General features: G+C 70.2%; 25 protein-coding genes. 7 read left to right on the plus strand and 18 right to left on the minus strand.

What is annotated here, in order from left to right:
- Positions 1-80: 80 nt before the first annotated feature.
- Positions 81-1,097, minus strand: a complete 1,017-nt coding sequence (locus P8R59_RS05575) for a LacI family DNA-binding transcriptional regulator (protein WP_278103108.1) — start codon at positions 1,095-1,097, stop codon at positions 81-83.
- 208 nt (positions 1,098-1,305) lie between these two features.
- On the opposite strand from P8R59_RS05575, the gene P8R59_RS05580 reads away from it, so the two are divergent.
- Genes P8R59_RS05580 through P8R59_RS05590 form a run of 3 tightly spaced genes read left to right on the plus strand, consistent with a single transcriptional unit; the run spans position 1,306 to position 4,713 of the window.
- Positions 1,306-3,147 (plus strand): AMP-dependent synthetase/ligase, encoded by a 1,842-nt coding sequence (locus tag P8R59_RS05580; protein ID WP_278103109.1) that lies wholly within the window; start codon positions 1,306-1,308, stop codon positions 3,145-3,147.
- Positions 3,144-4,079, plus strand: a complete 936-nt coding sequence (locus P8R59_RS05585; protein ID WP_278103110.1) for a DUF1295 domain-containing protein — start codon at positions 3,144-3,146, stop codon at positions 4,077-4,079. The genes P8R59_RS05580 and P8R59_RS05585 overlap by 4 nt, the downstream gene beginning before the upstream one ends.
- A gap of 19 nt (positions 4,080-4,098) precedes the next feature.
- Positions 4,099-4,713: a hypothetical protein gene (locus P8R59_RS05590; protein ID WP_278103111.1), complete on the plus strand. Its 615-nt coding sequence runs from the start codon at positions 4,099-4,101 to the stop codon at positions 4,711-4,713.
- 7 nt (positions 4,714-4,720) lie between these two features.
- Here the strand turns inward: P8R59_RS05590 and P8R59_RS05595 are convergent, their stop codons facing one another.
- The 3 genes from P8R59_RS05595 to pdxH all read right to left on the minus strand — a co-directional run bounded on the left by P8R59_RS05595 (position 4,721) and on the right by pdxH (position 7,024).
- The gene (locus P8R59_RS05595) at positions 4,721-4,843 is read right to left on the minus strand and encodes a hypothetical protein (protein ID WP_275087519.1); all 123 of its coding nucleotides are present in this window, start codon (positions 4,841-4,843) and stop codon (positions 4,721-4,723) included.
- A gap of 250 nt (positions 4,844-5,093) precedes the next feature.
- Positions 5,094-6,251, minus strand: a complete 1,158-nt coding sequence (locus P8R59_RS05600; protein WP_278103112.1) for a GTPase family protein — start codon at positions 6,249-6,251, stop codon at positions 5,094-5,096.
- Between the two features lie 131 nt (positions 6,252-6,382).
- Positions 6,383-7,024 carry a pyridoxamine 5'-phosphate oxidase gene (gene pdxH / locus P8R59_RS05605; protein ID WP_278103113.1) on the minus strand — a complete coding sequence of 214 codons (642 nt, stop codon included), beginning with the start codon at positions 7,022-7,024 and terminating at the stop codon, positions 6,383-6,385.
- A 217-nt stretch (positions 7,025-7,241) separates the two neighbouring features.
- On the opposite strand from pdxH, the gene P8R59_RS05610 reads away from it, so the two are divergent.
- Complete coding sequence (locus P8R59_RS05610; protein WP_278103114.1) at positions 7,242-8,318, plus strand: alkene reductase; 1,077 nt, start codon at positions 7,242-7,244, stop codon at positions 8,316-8,318.
- 64 nt (positions 8,319-8,382) lie between these two features.
- Here P8R59_RS05610 and P8R59_RS05615 read toward each other — a convergent pair whose 3' ends face one another.
- The 3 genes from P8R59_RS05615 to P8R59_RS05625 all read right to left on the minus strand — a co-directional run bounded on the left by P8R59_RS05615 (position 8,383) and on the right by P8R59_RS05625 (position 10,030).
- Positions 8,383-8,889: a hypothetical protein gene (locus P8R59_RS05615; RefSeq protein WP_278103115.1), complete on the minus strand. Its 507-nt coding sequence runs from the start codon at positions 8,887-8,889 to the stop codon at positions 8,383-8,385.
- A gap of 69 nt (positions 8,890-8,958) precedes the next feature.
- Positions 8,959-9,471: a DUF2510 domain-containing protein gene (locus P8R59_RS05620; RefSeq protein WP_278103116.1), complete on the minus strand. Its 513-nt coding sequence runs from the start codon at positions 9,469-9,471 to the stop codon at positions 8,959-8,961.
- Positions 9,472-9,673: 202 nt separating this feature from the next.
- Entirely contained in the window at positions 9,674-10,030 is a 357-nt protein-coding gene (locus P8R59_RS05625) for a nuclear transport factor 2 family protein (protein ID WP_278103117.1), read from the minus strand.
- A gap of 113 nt (positions 10,031-10,143) precedes the next feature.
- On the opposite strand from P8R59_RS05625, the gene P8R59_RS05630 reads away from it, so the two are divergent.
- The gene (locus tag P8R59_RS05630) at positions 10,144-10,674 is read left to right on the plus strand and encodes a MarR family winged helix-turn-helix transcriptional regulator (protein ID WP_278103118.1); all 531 of its coding nucleotides are present in this window, start codon (positions 10,144-10,146) and stop codon (positions 10,672-10,674) included.
- 110 nt (positions 10,675-10,784) lie between these two features.
- The gene (locus P8R59_RS05635; protein ID WP_278103119.1) at positions 10,785-11,570 is read left to right on the plus strand and encodes an SDR family oxidoreductase; all 786 of its coding nucleotides are present in this window, start codon (positions 10,785-10,787) and stop codon (positions 11,568-11,570) included.
- Positions 11,571-11,601: 31 nt separating this feature from the next.
- Here the strand turns inward: P8R59_RS05635 and P8R59_RS05640 are convergent, their stop codons facing one another.
- From P8R59_RS05640 to P8R59_RS05660, 5 genes are read right to left on the minus strand one after another with little or no spacing between them, the layout of a single operon-like run.
- Positions 11,602-12,360, minus strand: coding sequence for an SDR family NAD(P)-dependent oxidoreductase (locus P8R59_RS05640; RefSeq protein ID WP_278103120.1), 759 nt, complete (start codon positions 12,358-12,360; stop codon positions 11,602-11,604).
- Complete coding sequence (locus P8R59_RS05645; protein WP_278103121.1) at positions 12,360-12,890, minus strand: hypothetical protein; 531 nt, start codon at positions 12,888-12,890, stop codon at positions 12,360-12,362. The genes P8R59_RS05640 and P8R59_RS05645 overlap by 1 nt, the downstream gene beginning before the upstream one ends.
- On the minus strand, positions 12,887-13,867 hold the full coding sequence (locus tag P8R59_RS05650) for a transketolase family protein (protein ID WP_278103122.1): 981 nt from the start codon (positions 13,865-13,867) through the stop codon (positions 12,887-12,889). Before P8R59_RS05650 ends, P8R59_RS05645 begins: the two co-directional genes overlap by 4 nt.
- Complete coding sequence (locus tag P8R59_RS05655; protein WP_278103123.1) at positions 13,864-14,712, minus strand: transketolase; 849 nt, start codon at positions 14,710-14,712, stop codon at positions 13,864-13,866. Before P8R59_RS05655 ends, P8R59_RS05650 begins: the two co-directional genes overlap by 4 nt.
- A gap of 15 nt (positions 14,713-14,727) precedes the next feature.
- Entirely contained in the window at positions 14,728-15,819 is a 1,092-nt protein-coding gene (locus P8R59_RS05660; protein WP_278103124.1) for a zinc-binding dehydrogenase, read from the minus strand.
- Positions 15,820-15,942: 123 nt separating this feature from the next.
- Here P8R59_RS05660 and glpK point away from each other — a divergent pair, with 123 nt between their 5' ends.
- Positions 15,943-17,442, plus strand: coding sequence for a glycerol kinase GlpK (glpK, locus tag P8R59_RS05665; protein WP_278103125.1), 1,500 nt, complete (start codon positions 15,943-15,945; stop codon positions 17,440-17,442).
- 27 nt (positions 17,443-17,469) lie between these two features.
- Here the strand turns inward: glpK and P8R59_RS05670 are convergent, their stop codons facing one another.
- Genes P8R59_RS05670 through P8R59_RS05695 form a run of 6 tightly spaced genes read right to left on the minus strand, consistent with a single transcriptional unit; the run spans position 17,470 to position 23,017 of the window.
- Entirely contained in the window at positions 17,470-18,378 is a 909-nt protein-coding gene (locus P8R59_RS05670) for a MurR/RpiR family transcriptional regulator (RefSeq protein ID WP_278103126.1), read from the minus strand.
- Complete coding sequence (locus tag P8R59_RS05675) at positions 18,353-19,300, minus strand: NAD(P)-dependent oxidoreductase (RefSeq protein ID WP_278103127.1); 948 nt, start codon at positions 19,298-19,300, stop codon at positions 18,353-18,355. Before P8R59_RS05675 ends, P8R59_RS05670 begins: the two co-directional genes overlap by 26 nt.
- A gap of 5 nt (positions 19,301-19,305) precedes the next feature.
- Positions 19,306-19,902, minus strand: coding sequence for a glucose-6-phosphate isomerase (locus P8R59_RS05680; protein WP_278103128.1), 597 nt, complete (start codon positions 19,900-19,902; stop codon positions 19,306-19,308).
- Positions 19,903-19,918: 16 nt separating this feature from the next.
- Positions 19,919-20,866, minus strand: a complete 948-nt coding sequence (locus P8R59_RS05685) for a shikimate dehydrogenase family protein (protein WP_278103129.1) — start codon at positions 20,864-20,866, stop codon at positions 19,919-19,921.
- Position 20,867: 1 nt separating this feature from the next.
- Entirely contained in the window at positions 20,868-21,917 is a 1,050-nt protein-coding gene (locus tag P8R59_RS05690) for a zinc-dependent dehydrogenase (protein WP_278103130.1), read from the minus strand.
- Positions 21,914-23,017: a galactitol-1-phosphate 5-dehydrogenase gene (locus tag P8R59_RS05695; RefSeq protein WP_278103131.1), complete on the minus strand. Its 1,104-nt coding sequence runs from the start codon at positions 23,015-23,017 to the stop codon at positions 21,914-21,916. The genes P8R59_RS05690 and P8R59_RS05695 overlap by 4 nt, the downstream gene beginning before the upstream one ends.
- Positions 23,018-23,020: the final 3 nt, after the last annotated feature.

The following is a 23,020-nucleotide window of genomic DNA, read 5'->3' on the forward strand; positions in this document are numbered from 1 at the left end:
GTGGGTGTCCGCTAGCGGGGGCGGATACGTCGAAGCGCTTCGATGATGGGCGAACGACGCAGGCTGTGGAGGTGTGGGGGTCAGGCGGAGGGAGCCGCGGCGACGGAGCCGCGCTCGAGATAGGTCGGTGGGATGAGATGGAGACCGGATGCCACGGGGCGTCCGGCGATCAGCTCGATGGCGAGGTCGACCGCGAGCTCGCACGAGCTCTGCGGCACCAGCGGGATCGAGTCGACCGGGGTGGGCTGCGTGTCGGTGTCGAAGCTGCTGCCGACCGACACGATCGAGACGTCGCCCGGCATGCTCTTGCCGAGCGCGGCGAGTTCGACGAGCACGACCTGCAGCACCTCTTCCGGGGCGTGCAGCACGATCCCGGTCACGCCGGCCGCGATGAACTCGCGCACCGACTCGCGCACGTGGGCGCGATCGGTGACGACCTCGCCGGAGGCCACGGCCCGGGCGTGCCCGCCGCGTTCGGCCGCGCGCGCCACGACGGCAGCGCGCACGCGGGGCGGGAAGTTCGACTTCTCGTACGCGCGACGCGACCCGCCGATGAGGCCGATCTCGCGGTGCCCCGCGTCGGCGAGCCGGTCGACGGCCTCGACGGCCGCGCGCTCGAAGTCGAGGTCGACGCACACGAGGTCGTCGTGGTCGTTCGGGATGCCGACGAACAGCGTCGGCGTCGCGCTGGCGCGGGCGATCGCGACGCGCGGGTCGTCGGGGGCGACGTCCAGCACGAGGATGGCATCCACGAGTCCGCTCGCCGCGACCCGCTTCATGCCGGCCGAGGCGTCTTCGTCGGTGAGCAGGAGCATGTCGTACTCCTTGCGGCGAGCGGCGACGGTCATGGCGTGCATGAACGCCATGTGACTCGGCGCGTGGCTGTCGGCGCGCAGCGGCTCGGACAGCGCGAAGATGTGCGTCTGGCTGCCGGCGAGCATGCGGGCACCGGCGTTGGGGCTGTACCCGAGTTCGTGCACCGCGGCCTGGATGCGGCGACGCGTCTCTGCCGAGACCGGACGCTTGCCGCTCAGCGCGTAGGAGACGGTGCTGATCGACACGCCCGCGGCGCGGGCGACTTCGTCGATGCCTGCCATAGCGACTCCCTCGTAGCTGTCTAAGCGCTTCCGGGAAGCGCTTCGACGGCAAAGCTAAACCACGTCCGGTCGAAGCGCAAGAGGTAAGTTGGGGAACGCAACAAAATCCGGACGGCCCGGGGCTCCGAAGACATCAGATGGTGGCGCACCCTGCCCACCGCGGGCCCGTCCGGAAGGCGGCCCGCACGACCCGATGCGGGAGCGAGAGATGCGCGAGTCGCACACGCGGGCATTGGCGTCGCTCGACGCCTACGCGAACGTCACTGATCTGCTGGTCCGTCGTGCCGCCGAGGCGCCCGATCACGCCGCCTTCGAGGTCCCTCCGGCCGCGAGCCCGAACGACCCGGACGCCACCGGAGCGTGGGTTCCCGTGTCGACCGCGACCTTCCTCGACGAGGTGCGCACCCTCGCGAAGGGCCTCATCGCCATCGGCCTCGGGCCCGGCGACGCCGTCGCGATCATGGCGCCCACGCGGTACGAGTGGGCGGTGGCCGACCTGGCGACGTGGTTCGCCGGCGGGGTCGTCGTTCCGGTCTACGACTCTTCGTCGCCGAGCCAGGTGGCGGCCATCGTCGCCGACGCGCGGATCCGCGTGGGCTTCGGGGGCACCGCGACGCACGTCGACCTGCTGACCTCCGCCCTGGCATCCGCGGACGGCGCCATCGGGGTCTGGGGGATGGACGATCTCGACGCGCTCCGCACGCACGGCATCGTGGTCGCCGACGACGAGCTCGAGCACCGGCGCACGCGCGCGGGACACGACGATCCCGCCACGATCGTCTACACGTCGGGCACCACCGGCGAGCCGAAGGGCGCGGTGCTGACCCACGCGAACTTCCTCGGCCAGGTCCTGAACATCGCCGCGGCCTACCGCGAGGTGGTGCACTCCGGGGGCAACACGATCATTTTCCTCCCGCTCGCGCACGTCCTCGCGCGGGGGCTCCAGCTCATCTGCATCGCCAGCGGCATGCGCATCGCGCACCTGTCCGACGCCGCCGCCGTGGTCCCGACGCTCGCGACGCTGCGCCCCACGTTCCTGGTCGTGGTCCCTCGGGTGCTGCAGAAGATCCAGGCCGCCGCGGGTGACAAGGCCGCCGCCAAGGGCCTGTCGGGCGTGTGGGCCCGGGCGCGTGCGACGGCCGTCGCCGAGGGGCGCCTCGCCGAGCTGCGGGATGCCGGCACTCCCCGCCGCGCCCCGCTCGGTCATCGGGTGCGCCACGGAGTCTTCGACGCCCTGTTCTACCGTCGCCTCCGCGCCGTCATGGGCGGCCGCGTCGACTACATGCTCTCGGGCGGCGCGACCCTCGACGGCGAGCTGTCGCTGTTCTTCCGCGGACTGGGGGTTCCGGTCATCGAGGGCTACGGCCTCACCGAGACCACGGCGCCGTTGACCGGCAACCTGCCCGGGCGCATCGCCTCCGGCACGGTCGGTCTGCCGTTGCCGGGGTCGACGGTGCGCATCAGCGACGAGGGCGAGGTGCTCGCGAAGGGCGTGGGCGTGTTCGCGGGGTACCGCGACCCGCGGCACGACGGCGACGCGTTCGTCGACGGCTTCTTCCGCACCGGCGACCTCGGCCGCCTCGACGACGCCGGAAGGCTCGTGCTCGAGGGGCGCCTGAAGGACGTCATCGTCACCTCGAACGGCAAGACCGTCGTGCCCGCACGCTGGGAGTCCGCGGTCGAATCCGACCCGCTCGTGCAGCACGCGGTCATGGTCGGCGAGGGCAAGCCGTATCTCAGCGCCCTCCTGATCCTGGATGCCGAGCAGGCGGCCGCGTGGGCGGCATCCACCGGTCTGCCTCTCGATGTCCGCACCCCGACAGACCTGCGCGCCGTGGACGAGCCGCGGTTGCACGCGCACCTGCAGCGCACCGTGGACGCCGCGAACGCGCTCGTCGCCCGCAGCGAGCAGGTGCGCCGCTTCGAGCTCGTCGTCGCCGACCTCGACGACCGCGAACTCGTCACCCCCACCATGAAGATCAAGCGTCGCGTGGTGGTGCATCGTGCCACCGAGACGATCGCGTCGCTGTACCGAGGAGTCCCGTCATGACCGCCCCCGTTCCCCCCTCCACCGGCTCGCGCGCGACGCAGAACCGTTCGGCGCTCATCGCCGTGATCGTCGCGGTGCTCATCGGCGCGGGGCTGGCCGTCGCCGGAAGCTTCTCAGGAGCGAGAGTGGCCGGCATCCCGGTGTTCGCCCTCGCGGTGGCGGCGGCGTTCGTCATCCAGTTCCTCGTCTTCATCCCCTCGGCGCTCCGCCGCACCGAGCGCTTCTTCGACCTCACCGGCAGCCTCACCTTCATCGCGGTGTCGGTCGCGGTCGCCCTCCTCGCCCCCGGTCAGGACGCCCGCGGGTGGATCCTCGCGGCGATGGTGATCGTGTGGGCGGCACGCCTGGGCTCGTTCCTGTTCGCCCGCGTGCACCGTTCGGGCTCGGACGGCCGGTTCGACGAGATCAAGACGAAGCCGCTGCGCTTCCTGCAGGTGTGGGCGATCCAGGGCCTGTGGGTGTCGCTCACCGCGTCGGCCGCGTGGATCGCGATGAGCGCGGATGCCGGAGACCGCGCGCCCCTCGACGGTTTCGCGATCGCGGGGATCGTCGTGTGGATCGTGGGCATGGTGTTCGAGGTCGTCGCCGACCTGCAGAAGCAGGCGTTCCGCGCCGATCCGGCGAACAAGGGCGAGTTCATCCGCACGGGCCTGTGGTCGCGCTCGCGGCACCCCAACTACTTCGGCGAGATCCTCGTGTGGGTCGGCGTGTTCCTCGTGGCGGTGCCGGTGCTGCAGGGCTGGCAGTGGGTGGCGGTGCTGTCGCCGCTGTTCGTGATCCTGCTGCTCACGCGGGTCAGCGGCATCCCGCTCCTGGAGAAGCGCGCCGACGAGAAGTGGGGCGACCGCGCCGACTACCGCGCGTACCGCGACAGCACGCCCGTGCTGGTGCCGGCGCTCACCGCGCGCGCGGGCGTCGAGGTGCCGCGGTAGCGCCTGGCAGACTGCCGGGATGAGCCGCCACACGATCCTGCTCGGCGTCGAGGGAGTGCTGCTCGTCGAGATCGACTCGCCCGCCCGCGACTACGCGGCGATGAGAGAGGGTCGCGAGTACGCGCCGCTCCCGGTTCCGGGCGACGGCGCCGTGACCCCCGACGGCCGGTTCTTCTTCCGCCGGCCCACGGTCGACGGCATCCGCGAGCTGGCCGCCGCGGGCGCCGACATCGTCTGGCACACCCGCCGCCTCACGGATCCCGACGCCCTCCGCGCCCTGGCGGAGCACCTCGGTCTCGCGGATGCCGTTCGATTCCCGGATGCCGCGGAACTCCCGGCCGCTCCCACCGACGACCGCATCGACACGGGTCCGAACGTGCTGTGGGAGCACTGGAAGGTGCAGGCGCTGATACAGCGCGCCCGAGATCTGCCCGCGGGCGACGAGGTCGTGGCCGTCGACTCGACGCTCGACTTCACCGCGCACCGGATGCCCGACGGGCTCGCCCGCCGATCGGGGCGGAAGGATGCCGACGGCATCGGCGGCGTGAAGACGGTCGACGTCGTGGGCCTCGACGAACCCCGCCTGGACGCGCTGCGCGCGTGGGTCGCGGGCGGGCCGGTGCCGCGGGTCTAGTCCGCGGTCACTCGGCCGAGCGGAAGTACCGCCGCAGCGCGTCGCGCGTGGCGGGCGTGCGCCACAGAGCGGTGGCGGTGACGGCGAGCGACGCACCGCCGACGAGGGCGAGGATGATGACGGGGGTCATGGCTGCTCCTTGGGGGGGACGAGAGAGCGGATCCTTCCCCACTCTGCGCGATGGATGCCGCGTGGGCAAGAGCCGGAGGCCGCACGGCTGCCGCCGCACCACTCCGGGGCGGGGGGGCTGCGCAACCTCAGCACTTCGCACAACCTCAGTCCCTCCGCCCCGGATGCCACGGAGTTCGGGCGAATGACTGAGGTTACGCGCCCGCGGCGTCGGCGACGCGGGTACGACCAACCACCCGAAGGGCCGGGCGCTACTTCCGCCCCACCCGCCGCTCGACGAGCTTCCGCGCGACGTCCATGAAGCTCGGCGCGTACTTCGCCCACTCCTGGTCGAGCTTGCGCACGTCGATCTTGCCGGTGTGCAGCAGCTCGCAGATCTTGAGCCAGCTCTCGCCCGTCGCCGCCGTCAGCGCCGCCGCCACCGCCGCGTTCACGACGACCCCCGCGCCGGGGATGAGCTTCAGGAAGCTCGTCGCGAGCGCCCGCCCGGCCACCTGCACGCCGAATTGCGCGAGCGCTCCGGCCGAGAGCATCGTCTTGACCTCGAGGTCGTAGATGGCGGCGATGCGACCCATCATCGTCAGCTGGATCGGCGCCAGCGTGACAGCATCCGAGACAGGAAGCGGAACGGATGCCGCCCCCGCGGCCGCTGCGGACGCCGCGGCGATGATCGGCCGCGCCATCTCCCTCTTCCACGGGAGGTTGAGTCGCTGTGCGATGCGAAAGGCGTCCTTGTCGCGGTCGGGGGCGAGTTCGAGGGTCTGCGTGACAAGGTCACCGAGGCCGTGCCCCTTCCCCTTCCCGTGGCGGTCGCGGGTGGAGGTGAGGATGACCCGTCGGTACGGGATGCGAAGCCGCTCGCCCGTCGCCGGGTCGACGGGGTCGTTGAGCCAGTCGACGAACGCCTGCAGGTCTTTCGCGACCCCCTGGTGCCCGGTGATCGGGTTCTTGATCCAGTCGACCTTCGTCAGCACGAGGATCACCGGCAGCCCCCGCGCGTCGAGCTCGCGGATCATGGCGATGTCGGCGGGGGTGAGCCGGTCGTCGGCGGCCCGCACGCAGTACCAGACGACGGAGATCTGATGGTCGCCGGGGTGGGCCGCGATGGCATCCAGGTGGTTACGCAGCTGCTGATCCGGCGCGACGGGCGAGCCGATCTCGAACCCCTCCACGTCCCAGATGCCGAGCGAGTCATCGCTGTAGAAGTGGACGCCCCGCGTGACCGGCAACCCGCGCCCGACCTTCGCCCAGTCGCGCCCGAACACCGCGTTGACGAGCGACGACTTCCCGACGCCTGACGCGCCGACGATCGCGAGGTTGAACCGGCCGTAGCGCGACTTCGCCTCGGACGTCGCCTCGACGAAAGCCTTCTCGTCGAGCTGCCGCGCCTCGGTGTTCTTCTTCGCCATGGTCCCGCCTCCCCGAACATCGACCTCAGGATGCCGCGACTCGCGCAACGAATGAGGTCATGCCGAATCTACGGCTCACGCTCGTCCCCGCGTCGACGGAGGGCCCCCCTTGCGCGAAGGCGTGTGGGAGGTCACGGCTGCCGCCGCACCGCCGCCCACCGGTCGCCGTCACGCGCGAACACGATGCGGTCGTGCAGCCGAGACGGGCGTCCCTGCCAGAACTCGATCTCGCGCGGCTCGATCCGGTACCCGCCCCAGTGCGGCGGCCGCGGCACGGGCGACCCCTCGGGGAACCGCTCCTCCACTGAGGCCATCTGCTCCTCGAGGGCGGCTCGGGATGCCACGGTCTCCGACTGGTGGCTCGCCCAGGCCGACAACTGCGACCCGCGCGGACGGGAGGCGAAGTACGCGTCGTCGCGCTCGGCGGGGAGCGGCGTCGCCGTGCCGAGGACGATGACCTGCCGCTGCAGCGCATACCAGGGGAACAGCACCGACACCGCCGGATTCTCGGCGAGCGCGCGGCCCTTCCGCGACTGCCGGTTCGTGAAGAACCAGAGCGCCCCGTCGTCGTCGATTCCGCGCAGCAGCACGGTGCGCGAGGTCGGTGCGCCGATGGCATCCACCGTCGACACGACCATCGCGTTGGGTTCGGGCAGGTCGGCGGCATCGACCAGCCACCGCTGGAACAGCGCGATCGGCGAGGCGGCGAGCGCGCCGTCGTCGAGTTCGGCGAGCGTGTAGTCGAGCCGGTGGGCGAGGGGGTTCTCGGTCATCGCGCGGTCCTCCGGAGCGTCGCTGGGGGCACCATCGTATCCGCGCGGATGCGGCGGAGTCCGGTGATTGCGCCGGGACGAGCTCGGGCCGCCCGGCCACAGCAGCATCCCCCGTCCGCGTCAACCCACCGCTGCACACACGTGCATCTCGTGGAATAGGTGTCCGCCGCGCTCTGTTGGTGTCGCGTGGCCTTTGTTCCCCCTCGAAAGGACACCCGTGAGTCTGTTCAGCCCCACCACCGTCGGCGACGTCGACGTCCGCAACCGCGTTTCGCTCGCCCCGATGACCCGCCTGCGCGCGAGCGCCGACGGCGTCCCCGGACACCTCATCGCGACGTACTACGCGCAGCGCGCGGGCATCGGCCTGCTCGTGACCGAGGGCGTCTTCCCGAGCGCCGAGTCGCGGGCGTACCCGGGTCAGCCGGGCATCGTCACCGACGCGCAGGCGGCCGGCTGGGCGAAGGTGGCGGATGCCGTGCACGCCGAGGGCGGAGCGGTGTTCATGCAGCTCATGAACGGCGGACGCGTCTCGCACACCGGCATCACCGGCACCGACCGCATCGTCGCCCCCTCGGCGATCGCGATCGAGGGCGAGACCCGCCTCGCCGACGGCTCGAAGGTCGCCTTCCCCGTGCCGCACGCGCTGGAGACCGCCGAGCTCGCGACCGTCCGCGACGAGTTCGTCACCGCCGCCCGTCGCGCCGTGGATGCCGGCTTCGACGGCGTCGAGCTGCACTCGGCGAACGGCTACCTGCTGCACGAGTTCCTCTCGCCCGCGTCGAACCAGCGCACCGACGGCTACGGCGGATCGCCCGCAGCCCGCGCCCGCTTCGTCATCGAGGTCGCCGAGGCCGTGGCGGCCGAGATCGGCGCCGGGCGCGTCGGCATCCGGATCTCCCCCGCCCACAACATCCAGGACGTGTGGGAGGAGGACGACGCCGAGACCCGCGCCACCTACGAAGCGCTCGTCGCCGGCCTCGCGCCCCTGGGCCTCGCGTACCTGAGCGTGCTGCACGCCGACCCCGCGAGCGACCTGATCCAGGACCTGCGCCGCGCCTTCGGCGGCACGTTCATCGTGAACTCCGGCTTCTCGCGCGTCACGACCCGCGACGAGGCCGTCCAGGCGATCGACGACGGCATCGCCGACCTCGTCGCCGTCGGCCGCCCCGCCATCGCCAACCCCGACCTGGTCACGCGGTGGGAGCGCGGCGCCGAAGAGAACGAGGTCGACCAGGCGTCGGTCTACGGCCCTGACGAGCGTGGGTACACGGACTACCCGTTCCTCCAGGGCTGAACGTGGAGCGGGGCCCCGCGCGATCCGCTCGCGCGGGGCCCTTTCGCCAATGTGAGCTTGGCGATCAGAGGTGCGGGTATGCCTCGATCTTGCTGTCCAGTGGCACCTTCCACAGATTGACGTTCCACGCCGCCGTTCCGCCCGCAGGCACCCGATCGGTAAAGGTGAAGTCGACCCCGACGATCTCTCCGCTGCCGTCACGGGCGATCAGATCGATGCGCACCATGTCCTGGTCCTCGGAGAAATTGCTCGTGACGGTGCCGTTCACGGTCATCCAGTCGTATTCCGAGCCGGTCGTGATCTCGCCGAGCGTGAAGGATCCCGTCTCCGCCGCGGACGAGTACGTCGCCGCATCAGCTGTGGGCCCGCGCACCTCGATGCGATCAATCTGCGCCGACCCGATGTCGAAGAACCTCCCGACGAACCAGGACGTGCCGGAGAGGATCGTGCCGTAGCTGGTGTCAGTGTCGATGAGGACACCGCTCGCGTCGTAAGCCTCGACGTCGATGCCCGCATTGCCGAAGACGTAGTCGGTGTTGGGGTTCGTCAGTTGGACGGCGTACCACCCCATTCCATTGTCCGCGTCCACGCCGAATGCGGTCTCGCCGAGTACCAGCTCCTGAGCTTCGGCGACCGCGGGCTATTCCTCGGCCGCGGGCGCATCACTGGCCGACGTCCCTTCGCCGACCGCGGAGCTGCCCACCTCATCGGTGACCGTGTCGCCGACCGCGTTGTTGACGGCGCCAGCGACGACCGCAATGAACACGATTACTCCGATGATCGTGCCGACGACCGAAACGATGATCGCAGCGACACCCTGCCACTTTGGCTTGCCCTTTTGGAGCAAGGCAACGATGCCCAGGATGAAACCGACGGGCAACAGCAGCCAGCCGACGATCAGAGCGCCAGGGATGCAGGCGAAGATGAATCCCACGGCAGCCACGGCGAGGGCCACTATTCCGAGAACATTCCGAGGCTTCTTTCCGGGGGCCGAAGCCGTCGAGGTCTCGACAGTGGTTGGGCTCTCGCTCACCACGGTGCCGACGGGCCGAACCTGATCCGTCCACGCGGTGCCGTCCCAGTAGCGCTCCTGTCCCTCGACGCCCGCGGGAAACCATCCCGCCGGTGCGGCCGGAGATGTCGAATCGGTCAAGGTACTTCCCCCCATAGCTGGGCCACGCTGAGCGCGAGGCCGTAGAACACGTGTGCCCACTGGCAGACCGCGGGCAGCGCACATTTTATGAGCAGGTGCACACTGTTTTCATATAGATTCCATCACTTTCACACAGCTGGCGGACATTCCGACCGGGAGGGGCTGCGCCATCCGACGCAGCCCCTCCCCCCGGACCGATACGTCAGGATGCCGGCGGGGCGAAGTCGAGCCGCTCGATCTTCCCGTCTGCGGAGAGGTGGAACTGGTACTCCAGTTCTGCGACACCGCCGGGGAAGTTGCCCTCGAGACGGTAGGACGCCCCGACCATCCCGTCGACCTCACGCGCACCGAGGAAGGTCAGCGTGGTCGTGAAGAGGTGGATGGACCCGTCGATCCATCCGCGGATCTCGTCGAGACCGCGGAAGGTCTCGCCCTGGTCGGAGACGACGGCGTCGGCGGCGAACAGGGCGGCGACCTTGTCGGCATCCCCTCCCTGCCATCCGTCGACGAAGCCCTGGGCGGCGGCGGGGAGTTCGGTCTCTTGCAGCGTGGTGCTCATGGGGGTTCCTTTCGATGAAACCGTCTTGTGGGACAGTAACGCCAACTCCTGTCCCCCAGGACATATTCCCGATGGTGTCCTACGCGGCAGCAGGTGCTCGATACGATCGACGCATGGGCACTGATGCAGACCTCGACGCGTCGCGCCCGCGGCGCGCGAGCGACTTCCCGTACCGCTCCGAACTGCTGGCCAACCTCAGCGCGCTGATCCTGTTGTGGGAGTCCCCCCGCTTCCAGGGCGAGATCCTCGCCAAGAGCGGCGAAGCCATCGATCAGCCGGCGCACGCCACGCTTCGGCACCTTCTCGCCTGGGGCCCGATGCGCCCCTCCGCCCTCGCCGACGCGCTGGGCACGGGCGCGTCCTACGTCAGCAAGATCGTCCGCCGACTCGAAGCGAACGGGTGGGTGGAACGGACGACCGACCCGTCGGACGGACGGGCGACGCTCATCGCCCTCACCGCGGACGGCGAAGTCGCGGCCCACGGCGTGTACGCGCTCGGCGACCGGATGATCGCCGAGGTCCTCGACGGGTGGCCGGAGGAAGACGTCCAGACCTACACCGACCTGACGACGAGATTCGCGAAGGATGCCATCGCCTCCGGCGAGCGCATGCGGGAGCGCGGCCTCCGCCCTCTCGACACCTGACCCTCTCTCCCTGTTCATGTCCTGCAGGACAGCATCCGTGCTACCGTCCCACAGGACAGCATTCGGCGTCCCCGCCGCGCGGACGCCATCGAACGAGGGAAGAGGCATGCATGCCGAACACGGATCGCGACCGCCTGGACGGCCGCCGCACGCTGGTGACCGGGGGAACGAAGGGGGCGGGCAAGGCCGTCGTCGAGCGGCTGCGTGAACTCGGGGCCGACGTGTGGGTGTCGGCCCGCTCGATGCCCGACGGCTACACGCACCCGGACCGCTTCATCGCGGCCGACACCTCCACCACGGCAGGCACCGACCACGTCGCCGCCGAGATGCAGAAGGTCGGCGGGGTCGACATCCTCGTGCACGTCGTGGGCGGCTCCTCCACCCCGGCGGGAGGTTTCGCGGCCGTCCCCGAAGACCAGTGGATCGCCGAGCTCCAGCTGAACTTCCTGGGTGCGGTGCGGCTGGATCGCGCGCTCATCCCCGACATGATCGCGAAGGGATCGGGCGTCGTGGTGCACGTTACGTCGATCCAGCGTCAGATGCCCCAGTGGGAGTCGACCCTCCCGTACGCCGCGGCCAAGGCCGCGCTCCGCACCTACAGCAAGGGCCTGGCGACCGAACTCGCACCGCAGGGCGTGCGTGTGAACGCGGTCAGCCCCGGCGGCATCCGCACCGAGGGGACCCAGGACTTCTACGAGCGCATCGCCGAAGCCAACGGCATCAGCGTGGATGCCGCGCTCCACCACGTCATGGACTCGCTCGGCGGCGTGCCCCTCGGGCGTTTCGCCGAGACGGAAGAGGTCGCCGACCTCGTCGGCTTCCTCGTCTCCGACCGCGCATCGGGGATCGTCGGGACCGAGATGGTGATCGACGGGGGCACGGTCCGCACGGTCTGATCGGCCGGGCGAGCCTGCACCGCTGTGGTGTTCAGTCGAACGCCCCGTCGATCGTCAGCCCACCGTCGACCCGCAGCGTCGCCCCATTGATGAAAGCGGCGTCATCTGACAGCAGGAAGCGAATGGCTCGGGCGATCTCGTCGGGTTCGGCAAGTCGTCCGAGCGGCGTCCGGGCCACGAGCGATGACTCGTCGAGCGTCCCGGCCCGGAGCCCCGACAGCACCATCTCGGTGCGGACGTATCCCGGGGCGACCGCGTTGACCCGGATGCCCTGGCGGCCCCATTCCGACGCGAGCGTGCGGGTGAGCCCGAGGATCCCGGACTTCGCCGTCGTGTAGGCGATGCGACCGGGCAGACCGAACGTCGACCCCACGGAGGCGATGTTCACGACCGACGACCCCGGACCCATCAGCGGGTGCAGCACCTGCAGGAGCGTGAAGGCTCCCGTGAGGTGCACGGCGAGGTGCAGGTCCCATGCGGCCCGCTCGAAGTGCTCCGCGGCCCCACGCGAGATGATCCCCGCGGCCGACACGACTCCGGCGACGCGCAGGCCGCCCGATGCCAGCAGCGCTCCGAACGCCGCCACGGCCGCGGCATCCGTCACATCGAGGGGAGCGATCAGGTGCCCTCCGTCGACGGGATGGGCGACGTCGAGGTCCGAAGCGAGGGTCGTGATCCCTTCGGGACGGAGGTCCACCAGCACGAGGCGGGTACCGGCCGCCGCCAGCTGGCGCGCCGTCGCCGCGCCGATTCCCTGACCTGCTCCCGTGACGACCGTGACCGCGGACATCACACGCCCCCGTCGTAACGAGCGAGGTTGTCGTAGTAGCCGCTGGAGACGTAGGCGCCGGGTATTCCGAACTCCTCGTACATCGCCACGATGCGGCGGTTGTCGTCGATCGCGAGGACGGGACGGATGGATGCCGCGAGAAGCTTCGCGACCTCGATCCGCTTGTAGTCCACCGCGTGCGTGTCGCGGTCGGAGTCGTCGGCCGGTCGGCACACGAGCATGTCCCACCGGATCCGGTGCCGCCGCAGCCATTCCACCGTCGTCGGGGCGACGGCGTCGATGCGGCCGGTAAGGATGACGACGGGGACGTCGGGGTGGAGCGCAGACAGAAGGCGCGCGCCCGTCTCCAGCGGTGTGTCCGCGTCCACGGCCGCGTAGAAGCCGTCCCAGTCCGGCTCCTCCAGGTGCAGATGGTGCTGCCGGTGCGACGCATCCGCCAGCACGCCGTCGAGGTCGAAGAGCAGGACGTCGCCTTCGATGGCGCGGCCCTCGTCGGCGAGGTGCCAGTTCGCGGGGAGCGTGGTGGTCATGCCAGCGCCTCTCGTGCCACGGCTTCGAGGCCGGCGGCATCCAGTCGGTAGTGGGCGTAGAGATGGGTGGGGGGCGCGATCAGGCTGAACTCGTCGTGGATGCCATGCCGCACCAGCCGTGCACCGCCGGGGTTCTCGGCAAGGACTTCCGCGACGGCCGACCCGAGGCCGCCGAGGATGTTGTGCTCCTCGGCGGTGATCAGGATGCCGGTGCGACCGGCGACCGCGCGGACCAGTTCGACGTCGAGCGGTTTGATCGTCGGCATGTCGACGACGCCAGCCGAGATGCCGGCCGCCCGGAGGCGTGCGGCGGCTTCGAGCGCGGGGTGGACGAGCGTTCCACAGGCGACGAAGGTGACGTCGGTGCCACGCTCGTGCTCGATGCCCTTGCCGAACTCGAACACCGTGTCGTCGTCGTAGATCTGCGGGTCGCGACCGCGGCTGATGCGGAAGTAGATCGGTTCCGGCCAGGACGCCGACGCGCGGATCGCGGCCCGGAGCTGGGGGCCGTCCGCGGGAGACACCACGGTGAGCCCCGCGATCGCACGCATCGTGGAGATGTCCTCCGTGGCGTGATGGCTGGTGCCGTAGAAGCCCAGGGCGATACCGGTGTGGTGTCCGATGAGTCGCACGGGGAGCTTCGTGTACGCGACGTCCATCCGGATCTGCTCGCAGCACAGCAGACCGAGGAACGACGCGAAGGTCGCGACGAACGGGGTGACGCCGGCCGTCGCCATGCCGGCTGCGGCGGAGACCATGTGCTGCTCCGAGATGCCGAACTGCACGAACCGTTCGGGATGCTTCTGCTCGAACGAGACGAGACCGTTGGAGTAGCTGAGATCGGCGGTGCCGGCGACGACCGGCTCCCCCGCCGCGACGAGATCGTCGAGTCCTTTCGAGAGGTAGTCGAGGCCCGGATTCAGCGCGTTGAGCGCGCGATACTGCCACGACCCGGGCTCGAGAGCGACCGTGCTCATGCCGACACCCCCGTGATCTCCTCGATCGCCCGTCGACCGTCCACCGGGTCGAGGTATCCGAGATGCCACCCGGGTTCGCTCTCCATGTACGACACGCCCTTCCCCTTCTTGGTGTGGGCGACGATGCACGTCGGCACCCCGTCCGACCGCGGACCCTTCGCTTCGTGGAGCACTTCTCGCACGCGGGCGACGTCGTGCCCGTCGACCTCGACCACCCGCCAGCCGAATGCGCGCCACTTGTCGGCGAGCGGTTCGATGCCCGTGACCTCGTCGACCGCGCCGTCGAGTTGATAACCGTTGCGATCGACGATCGCGACCAGCCGGTCGAGGCGGTGGTGGGCGGCCGACAGCGCCGCCTCCCATACCTGCCCCTCCTGCATCTCACCGTCGCCCACCATGACGAACACCGAGAAGTCCCGGCCGGTCATGCGGCCGGCGAGCGCCATGCCGGCACCGTTCGAGAGGGCGTGTCCGATCGAGCCCGAGCTGAAGTCGATGCCCGGGATCTTCGTCATGTCGGGGTGGTCGCCGAAAGCGCTCCCGAGGTGCGCGTAGTCGTCGAGGGCCTCGGGCGCGTAATAGCCGAGGTCGGCGAGCACCGGGTACAGGCCGACGGCCGCGTGCCCCTTCCCCATCAGGAAGCGGTCGCGGTCGGGCCAGTCCGGGCGCGCCGGGTCGATGGTCATGACGTCGTAGAAGAGCGCGGCGAAGATCTCGGCCGCGGAGAAGACGGAGCTGTAGTGCCCGACCTTCGCGATCTCGATGAGGCGCACCGTCTCGGTACGGATGAAGTCGGCGCGGTCGCGCAGGAGCGTGTCCACGTCGGGAGCGGTGGGGGAGGTCATTTCAGCCTTTCGTTCTCAGAAGACGACGAGGGTTCGCGCGCCGGTGCCGGCCCGGAGGTCGGCGATCCCGTCGTTGATGCGGTCGAGCGGGATGCGGCGTCCGACGAGGGCCTCGAGTTCGAGTCGGCCCTCGAGGTAGGCGTCGACGAGCAGCGGAATGTCGCGGGACGGCACGATCGACCCGGCCCGCACCCCGTGGACGCCCTTTCCGGCGTGCAGGTGACCAGCGGGCACGGTGATCTCGGCCGTGTCGCCGAACACACCCACGGCCCAGACTGTGCCACCGCGCACGGTGAGATCGAGCGCTGTGCCGACGAGTGCCGGGATGCCGACGGCCTCGAACGCGTGGTCCACTCCCCCGCCGGTCCACGACGAGACGAGGGCTGCGACGTCGGGTTCGCGGTCGGAGTTGACCGTGTGCGTGGCGCCGAACCGCGTGCGGGCGAGCTCGAGTCGCGCGTCGCTGCGGTCGATCGCGATGATGCTCGTCGCCCCCGCGAGCGCGGCGCCCTGGCAGACGTTGAGCCCGACACCGCCGCAGCCGATGACGGCGATGTGGTCGCCCGGCCCGATCCCCGCCACGGTCGTCGCGCTGCCCACACCGGTGGCGACCGCGCATCCGAGCAGGGCGGCCAGGTCGAGTGGCATCCGGTCGTCGATGACGGTGACGGCGCTGTGGTGGAGCACCATCTCCTCGGCGTAGCCGGCGATGCTGGTCCACTGGTGCACCTCGGCACCGTCGATGCTCAGGCGCGGTTCCTCGGATTCGCCGCGCATCGTGGCCTCGCGGTCCTGGCACATCGCCGGTCGACCCGATACGCACATGCGGCACGCTCCGCACGACACGACGAAGCAGGCCACGACGTGGTCGCCCGGCCGGATTCCGGTCACGTCGACGCCGATCTCGGTGACGACGCCGGCGGCCTCGTGACCGAGCACGATCGGCATGGGGCGTTGGACGAGGCCGTCGACGACGTGGAGGTCCGAGTGGCACAACCCCACGGCGCTCGTCCGGACGCGGACCTCGTCGCCGCGCAGGGTCGAGGGTGTGTCGACGTTCCCGACGGTGAGATCCTGGCCTGGTGCGGTGAGCAGCGCTGCTCGCACGGTCCCTCCCGGAGGCTTACGGAAATTCTTTCCGACAAAGTATTGCGATAGAAAATTACTTCCGTCACTCTAGGGAGAACGGAATGATCCGTCAACAACACGAAGAAGTGGACTGACTCACCGATGAACCCGACACACGTGATGGCGCTCGACGCCGGAACCGGCAGTGTCCGCGCGATCCTCTTCGACCGGGGAGGCTCCATCGCGGGGATCGCTCAAGAGGAGTTCCCCCAGCACTACCCACAGCCGGGCTGGGTCGAGCACGACGCCTCGGACATCTGGACCGCACAGGTGCGCGTGGCGCACGCCGTCCTCGAGAAGACCGGGATTCCGGCCGAAGCGATCGCTGCGATCGGGATCACCAACCAACGAGAGACGATCGTCGTCTGGGACCGGACGACCGGTGAGCCGGTCCACCGCGCACTCGTCTGGCAGGACGGGCGCACGACGGCCGACTGCGACGAGCTCATCCGCTCCGGCCAGACCGAACGGGTGCGCGCGGCGACGGGTCTTCCCATCGACAAGTACTTCTCCGCCACGAAACTGCGATGGATCCTCGACAACATCGAGGGCGTGCGCGAGCGCGCCGAGCGCGGAGAACTCGCGGCAGGGACCGTCGACTCCTGGCTGATCTGGAATCTCACCGACGGCGCGGCCCACGTCACGGACTATTCGAACGCGTCGAGGACTCTCGCCTTCAACATCTCGACCCTCGACTGGGACGACGACCTCCTCACCCTGTTCGACATCCCCCGCGCGATCCTCCCCGCGGTGCGCCCCTCGAGCGAGGTCTACGGCGTGACGGGCGAGGGAGCCGGCTTCGGCGCACCCATCCCCGTCGCGTCCGCCATCGGAGATCAGCAGGGGGCGCTGTTCGGGCAGGCCTGCTTCCGCTCCGGCGCCGTGAAGGCCACCTACGGCACGGGTGGTTCGGTCATGATGAACACCGGGCCCGAGCCCGTGTTCTCGGACGCCGGGCTCATCACCACGGTCGCCTGGGGCGTGGAGGGGCGCGTCGAGTACGCGCTGGAAGGCGTCTTCTTCGGCGTCGGAGCCACGGTGAAGTGGCTCCGCGACGAGCTCCGCATCATCGACGACGCCTCCGACACGGCCGCGATCGCGGCATCCGTCGACGACACCGGAGGGGTCTACTTCGTTCCCGCCTTCACGGGCCTCGCGTCACCGCACTGGGACCCGCACGCGCGCGCGGCGCTCGTGGGGATGACCGGCGGCACCGGGCGCGCGCAGATCATCCGCGCGGCGATCGAGTCCATGAGCTATTCGTACCGCGACGTGATCGACGCCATGGCCGCCGAATCGGGCCACCGCTTGCCCGCGCTCCGCGTCGACGGAGGGGCGGCCGCCAACGACTTCCACTTGCAGTTCCAGGCCGACCTTCTGGGCGTGCCGGTCCACCGACCCGTGGTCACCGAGTCGACGGCGCGCGGGGCGGCGTTCCTCGCCGGCCTGGCGGTCGGATTCTGGCCGTCACAACAGGCGCTCACGGACTCGATCGAGATCGAGCGGACCTTCGAACCGCGGATGCCGGAAGACCACCGCGAGGAGCTCTACGCCGGCTGGACGCGGGCCGTGGAACGCGCGCGCCACTGGGTCCTCGGCTGAGGAGGACGTTCGCAGCGGCAGCGGGCCTCAGTCTGCTGCCGCTGCGCCGCGCGTGGACTTGATGACCGAGAGGTAGCTCTCGCGGAGGTAGTCCGCGGTCTCCTCGTAGTACCGCGCAGCGTAGGCGGCATACAGCGCGTCCATGGCGAAAAGCTGTCCCCACTTGGCGGTGACGCTCTCTCCGTACACGTCGCTCGACGCGACGGACGAGGCCGTCAGGAGGACGGTGTCGGCCGCTTGAGCCAGGCGCGATGACATGTTGGACGTGATCGCCACCGTGTACGCCCCGTGGAACCGCGCGATCTCGGCGGTCGTGACCACCGACGTGGAGTCTCCGGAATCGCTGATCGCGATGAGCACGTCGGACGGACGCAAGGTCGCCGCACCCATGGACTGCGTGCTCTGGTCGCGGAAGAGGTGGCAGCGCTTGCCCGCGCGGACGAACCGCATGACGCCGTTCTCGGCCGACGTGGCCGACGACCCCATGGCGCTGAAGTAGAGCACCGGAGCCTCGTGGATCTTCTCGATCACGGCCTCGATCGCCTCGGGCGCCAGGCGTTCGGTCGTGCGACGGAGTGACTCGAGGCTGCCGTGCAGCACCTTCTCGATGATGTGGTCGGTCCCGTCGCCCTTCAGGACGCCCTCGTAGACCCAGTCCGAACGCTGCTCCGGCGCCGCGGACTCGCGTGAATAGATCGCCTGCGCGATGCCGAGCCGCAACTGGTTGTAACCGTCGAGCTCCAGCTCGCGGAGGAAGCGCGAGACCGTGGAGTCGGCGACGCCGGCACGATTCGCGAGTTCGGTGATGGACAAGCCCTGCGCCTGCTCGGGGTCGGCCAGGATCGCGTCGGCGACTCCGCGGAGGGCGGGGCTCAGCGACGAGGACTTCCGCGAGATGCGGTGCAGGAGGTTAGTGCCCATCGAACTCTCGCCCACGGGCCGAGTCTAGGCGTTCGATGAGCTGGCGTACCGCTGCTTCCATGGCTCGGTCCACGCTCTCGGAGGTGTACCCGCCGATGTGGGGAGTGCCGATGAAGAGCGGATGCCGGGTGAGCGGCGTGTCCCCCGGAGGCTCGGGGTCGAACACGTCCGCGGCGTAGCGCGCGAGTCGTCCGTCGTCGAGGGCCTCGAGCACAGCGCGGTCGTCGACGAGCGCGGCCCGCGCGGTGTTGACGAGGATCGCCCGCGGGCGCAGCTGCGCGATGACCGACCGATCGATCAGGGGGCGCTCGCCCGGCGGGGCGTGAAGGGAGAGCACGTCGGCGCTTCGCAGAACCTCGGCTTGCGAGGCGTAACGGAAGCCGGGCAGCTCGAACGCGGCATCCGGGTAGGCGTCGAAACCGATGACCTCCATTCCGATCGCCACCGCCATCCGTGCGACACGACGACCGATCTGACCGCACCCGATGATGCCGAGGGTGCGCCCGGCGAGCTCGACGCCCTGCGTACGCTCCCAGCGCCCCTCGCGGATCGCCTGAGCCGCGGCCGGAACGGACCGCGCCGAGGCGAGGATGAGGGCGACCGCGAGTTCGGCGACGCCCTGCGCGTTCGCGGCGGGCGCGCGGAGGACGTCGATGCCGAGTTCCGCCGCCGCGCCGATGTCGATCGCGTCCGCGCCGACGCCGTTCCGGGAGATCACGCGGAGGCGGGGCGCCGAGCGGAGGAGATCCGCACCGATCGGCTCGATTCCGGCGACGTACCCGACGGCGGTGGCCATGGCATCCCTCTGCTCCCGCACGGAGGGCACGCGCCCCGGGGCGGGGATGACGACGTCATACCCCGCCTCGGAGAGCCACGCGAGTGAGGGATGCCCCGGCGCGGAACGCGGGGTGACGAGGACCCGCGGGCGCTCTGCCATCGGGATCAGTCCTGCCAGCGCGGGTTGTCGACGAGCACCGGGGCGCCGTCGCGCTCGACGACGATCTTCCGGAAGCCCTTCGTCTCGATCGTGCCGTAGTCGTGGCCCGCGTCGCCCGGGAAGGCGAAGAAGGTGATGAGCGGCTCGTCCGGCGAGGTGTTGATGCTGCGGTGGGCGTACCGGCCGGGCACGTAGACGGCACGGCCGGGAGCGAATTCCTCGACCTGGACGTCGCCCTCGGGGCTCTCCATGAGCATCAGGCCCCGCCCGGAGAGGCAGAAGTAGATCTCGGCCGACTCGAGGCGCTCGTGGAAGTGCCCCTTCGTCATGTGGAACTCGTCGCCCACCTTGCCGGGGTAGGTGATGCTGGTTCCGTACGCGACTTCGGTCTCGAGCGAGGGCACGCCCATGTCGTAGAACTCGTAGGTCAGCGGATCGCCGGCGGCGATGCCGCGCTCGACGGCCTCGGCATCGGCGTACATGTCTCGCATGGCCGAGAGCGGGCGGCGCAGAGAGGGACGGCTGTCGGCGAGGCCGGTGGCGAGGTCGAACTGCGTGCCCACGGCGATGGTGGTGGGGACGGTCGTGGTCTGGGCGGTCATGGGGTTCCTTTCGTGGTCAGACCGAACGCGCGATGCGCGAGAGTTCGTCGAAGCGGGGGCCGGAGGTGGGGATGTCGATGTCGAACACCTGCGCGATCACCCGTGTCCAGCCGTGGAGGAAGTAGAACCAGCCGTCGACGGGTCGGACGCCCCGGTCGGCGGCGGCGCGGGCCTGGTCCAGGAAGACGAGGTCGCCGCGGTAGTTGAAGTCCCAGGCCACCGACCGCTCGGGGAAGACGACGGCGTCGGTGAGCGGGGAGCCCGGCCGGTCTTTACCGAGTCCGGTCGCGTTGACGATCAGGGCGCCCGGACGTGCGGTCGCGACCGCGGCATCGTTGGCCTCGGGCGTCGCAGCCGTCCGGTACTCGACGGGGATCCGCAGACCCAGCCTCCGGTGGAGCGCCCGCATCTCGTCGAGTCGACCGACGCGCCGGTTCGTCACGATGAGACGCTCGGGCACGAGAGCGCCCGCCCGCTCGCGGCGGTGGAGGTACAGGGTCAGGGCGAGGGAGGCCCCGCCGGCGCCGAGCAGGACGACGTCGCCGCTGAAGGACGGACCTACGGCATCCTCGAAGGCGAGGCCGCTGGTCACGTCGTCCATCGCATGTCCGTGCAGGCCGTCGGCGCGCTTGGAGATGCTGCTGATCTCGTCGAGCAGCCCGGCCGACTCCCCCACCTCCGAGAAGAGATCACGGGTCGCGCGGAACAGGTTCAGCTTGTGCGTCGTCACGAGCCCGCCGAGCCACTGCGGATCGGCGGCGATGAATTCCACGACGGCGCGATACTGCTCGGGCGAGGCGTCCAACGGGACGTCGACGCCGACTATTCGCGGCGAGATCCCGAGGTGCTCGGCCCACGCGGGGTAGACGGTCATGATCGACGACGCCCCGGTCGTGACGCCGACGAAGCAGAACGTCGGCTCGGCCGCCGGCTCCAGGGTGTCGGGGGTGTAGACGGTGGGCATGTCAGTCTCCTTCGAAGGCGATCAGCGGCTTCATCCCGGCTCCGGATGCCGCGTGCTCGAGCGCGCCGTGGATCTCGTCGACCGAGAACCGCCCCGAGATGATCGGGGTCAGGTCGATGTCGCCGCCCGAGAACATGTCGAGGACGTCCCGGTAGTCGGTGTTGCTCGCACCCGTCGTGCCCGTCATGACGAGTTCGCGGTAGTGCAGCGCGTTGACGTCGATCTGCGGCCGCGCGGCGTCGCCCAGTCCGGAGAAGACGTTCAGGCGTCCGAGCCGTGCGAGCAGATCGGTCGCCGAGGCGATGACGGCGGGGTCGGAGACGTAGGTGATGACGACGTCGACGCCGCGCCCGTCGGTCAAGCGCATGACCTCCTCGTGGAGGTCGCGCTCCGTCACGTTGACGAGCTCGTCGGCGCCGAGGAGTCCGGCGATGTCCAGACGGGACTGACGACGGTTGGCGACGATGACCCGGCGGGCGGCCCGTCGCTTCGCGATCACCGTGTGGAGGCATCCGATCGGACCCGCGCCGATGATGAGCACATCGTCGCCGGGACCGACGTTCACGGCGCGCTGGCCGTGGAGGCAGCACGCGGCGGGCTCCATGAGGGCGGCCACGTCGAACGACATGCCCGCGGGCACGGCGTGGAGGTTCCCCCGGTCGAGCACCCATCCGGGAACCCGCATGTACTGTTCGAACCCGCCGTCCAGCGTGATGCCGAACGCGTCGTACGTCGGGCACAACTGGTTGAGGCCGCGTCGGCACATGTCGCAGTGCCCGCAACCGACGTTGGGGGTCACGCTCACGCGATCACCGACGCGGAAGTCGGTGACGTCCGCGCCGATTGCGGCGATCTCTCCCGCGACTTCGTGGCCGAGCACGCGCGGCGTCCCGGCGGGGATCTTGAAGTGGCCGTGACGCATGATGCGCAGGTCGGTGCCGCAGATGCTCGCGGCGCGCACCCGCACGAGGACGTCGTCCGCGGCGATGACCGGTTCGTCTCTGTCGCGGACCTCGATCCGCCCGGGCTCGTGGAAGACGGCGGCTCTCATGCCGGGACCTCCGCCCTCGACAGGGATGCCGCGAGGACGCGGTCGGCCTCGGCTCGGGCCTCTTCCGACACCGCGAAGACCGTCTTGTTCGCCCACACACGACGGTCGGCGAGTCCTTCGAGGACGCGCTGCGCCTCTTCGAAGGGTTCGATGTGGCTGACGAGGTCCAGGGCGTTCACGGTGCGTCCGATCGACGCGATCACCATGTCCCAGTCGCTGCGTCCCCGCGGGGTGATCCGGGCGTTCCACGTGCCGTGGAGCGTGAGTTCGCGGCGGAGGATCCGCGACACGGTCTCCTTCGCCAGCGGCGCGTCCGTGCTGAGGTCGCCGAGCAGGATGACGTGGCCCTGGTGCGCCGTCGCGTGAACCGCCTGCAGGAAGGTGAGACCGAGGCCGCTCGCCTCCACCGCGATGTCGACCCCGCGACCGTCGGTGCGGTCGATCGCGATCTCGTCGCTGCCGGAATCGGTCGGGTCGATCGTCTCGAAGCCGAGCTGTTCGGCGATCCGGCGCTTGCGCGCGTCGATGTCGGCGACGAGCACGCGGACGACCCCGCCGACCCGCAGCCACTGGGCGGCGAAGAGCCCGATGGGCCCCGCGCCGATGACCAGCGCCGTCGCGTTCGGCGGCACCGGGGCCTTCCGCACAGCGTGGAGCGCCACCCCGGCCGGTTCCACCAGCGCGCCTTCGATGAGCGACACGTGCTCGGGCAGACGGAAGAGGTTCCGGGCGGGAACCCGCAGCTCCTCCTCGAGGCCTCCGTCGCGTCGCGACCCGAAGTAGTCGTACGACGCGGCGAGCGCGAACTCGCCGATCTCGGTCATGGGGTCGTGCGGGTCGGGCAGGCACGGGAAGATCGCGACGCGGTCGCCCGGCTGGAAGGAGCCGTCTGCGGACGACTCGGCGACCGTGCCGGACATCTCGTGGCCGAGGACGAGGGGGAACCCGTACCCCTTGCCGAGCCCGAAGCGCAGCACGTCGGAGCCGCACACCCCCACCGCTCCGACCCGGACGAGAACGGAATCGGCGCCGACGGGCTCGGGCGAGGGGAGGTCGACGACGTCGATGCGGCGGACGTCGCGCAGAACAGCGGCGCGCATCGC

The organism is Microbacterium proteolyticum (assembly GCF_029639405.1).
GTDB lineage: Bacteria > Actinomycetota > Actinomycetes > Actinomycetales > Microbacteriaceae > Microbacterium.

What these genes read in the sequence shown, in the direction of transcription:
- P8R59_RS05575 (WP_278103108.1), bottom strand. Translation starts at nt 1,097, where the DNA reads ATGGCAGGCATCGACGAAGTCGCCCGCGCCGCGGGCGTGTCGATCAGC.
- P8R59_RS05580 (WP_278103109.1), top strand. Translation starts at nt 1,306, where the DNA reads ATGCGCGAGTCGCACACGCGGGCATTGGCGTCGCTCGACGCCTACGCG.
- P8R59_RS05585 (WP_278103110.1), top strand. Translation starts at nt 3,144, where the DNA reads ATGACCGCCCCCGTTCCCCCCTCCACCGGCTCGCGCGCGACGCAGAAC.
- P8R59_RS05590 (WP_278103111.1), top strand. Translation starts at nt 4,099, where the DNA reads ATGAGCCGCCACACGATCCTGCTCGGCGTCGAGGGAGTGCTGCTCGTC.
- P8R59_RS05595 (WP_275087519.1), bottom strand. Translation starts at nt 4,843, where the DNA reads ATGACCCCCGTCATCATCCTCGCCCTCGTCGGCGGTGCGTCGCTCGCC.
- P8R59_RS05600 (WP_278103112.1), bottom strand. Translation starts at nt 6,251, where the DNA reads ATGGCGAAGAAGAACACCGAGGCGCGGCAGCTCGACGAGAAGGCTTTC.
- pdxH (WP_278103113.1), bottom strand. Translation starts at nt 7,024, where the DNA reads ATGACCGAGAACCCCCTCGCCCACCGGCTCGACTACACGCTCGCCGAA.
- P8R59_RS05615 (WP_278103115.1), bottom strand. Translation starts at nt 8,889, where the DNA reads ATGGGGTGGTACGCCGTCCAACTGACGAACCCCAACACCGACTACGTC.
- P8R59_RS05625 (WP_278103117.1), bottom strand. Translation starts at nt 10,030, where the DNA reads ATGAGCACCACGCTGCAAGAGACCGAACTCCCCGCCGCCGCCCAGGGC.
- P8R59_RS05630 (WP_278103118.1), top strand. Translation starts at nt 10,144, where the DNA reads ATGGGCACTGATGCAGACCTCGACGCGTCGCGCCCGCGGCGCGCGAGC.
- P8R59_RS05635 (WP_278103119.1), top strand. Translation starts at nt 10,785, where the DNA reads ATGCCGAACACGGATCGCGACCGCCTGGACGGCCGCCGCACGCTGGTG.
- P8R59_RS05640 (WP_278103120.1), bottom strand. Translation starts at nt 12,360, where the DNA reads ATGTCCGCGGTCACGGTCGTCACGGGAGCAGGTCAGGGAATCGGCGCG.
- P8R59_RS05645 (WP_278103121.1), bottom strand. Translation starts at nt 12,890, where the DNA reads ATGACCACCACGCTCCCCGCGAACTGGCACCTCGCCGACGAGGGCCGC.
- P8R59_RS05650 (WP_278103122.1), bottom strand. Translation starts at nt 13,867, where the DNA reads ATGAGCACGGTCGCTCTCGAGCCCGGGTCGTGGCAGTATCGCGCGCTC.
- P8R59_RS05655 (WP_278103123.1), bottom strand. Translation starts at nt 14,712, where the DNA reads ATGACCTCCCCCACCGCTCCCGACGTGGACACGCTCCTGCGCGACCGC.
- glpK (WP_278103125.1), top strand. Translation starts at nt 15,943, where the DNA reads ATGAACCCGACACACGTGATGGCGCTCGACGCCGGAACCGGCAGTGTC.
- P8R59_RS05675 (WP_278103127.1), bottom strand. Translation starts at nt 19,300, where the DNA reads ATGGCAGAGCGCCCGCGGGTCCTCGTCACCCCGCGTTCCGCGCCGGGG.
- P8R59_RS05680 (WP_278103128.1), bottom strand. Translation starts at nt 19,902, where the DNA reads ATGACCGCCCAGACCACGACCGTCCCCACCACCATCGCCGTGGGCACG.
- P8R59_RS05685 (WP_278103129.1), bottom strand. Translation starts at nt 20,866, where the DNA reads ATGCCCACCGTCTACACCCCCGACACCCTGGAGCCGGCGGCCGAGCCG.
- P8R59_RS05690 (WP_278103130.1), bottom strand. Translation starts at nt 21,917, where the DNA reads ATGAGAGCCGCCGTCTTCCACGAGCCCGGGCGGATCGAGGTCCGCGAC.
- P8R59_RS05695 (WP_278103131.1), bottom strand. Translation starts at nt 23,017, where the DNA reads ATGCGCGCCGCTGTTCTGCGCGACGTCCGCCGCATCGACGTCGTCGAC.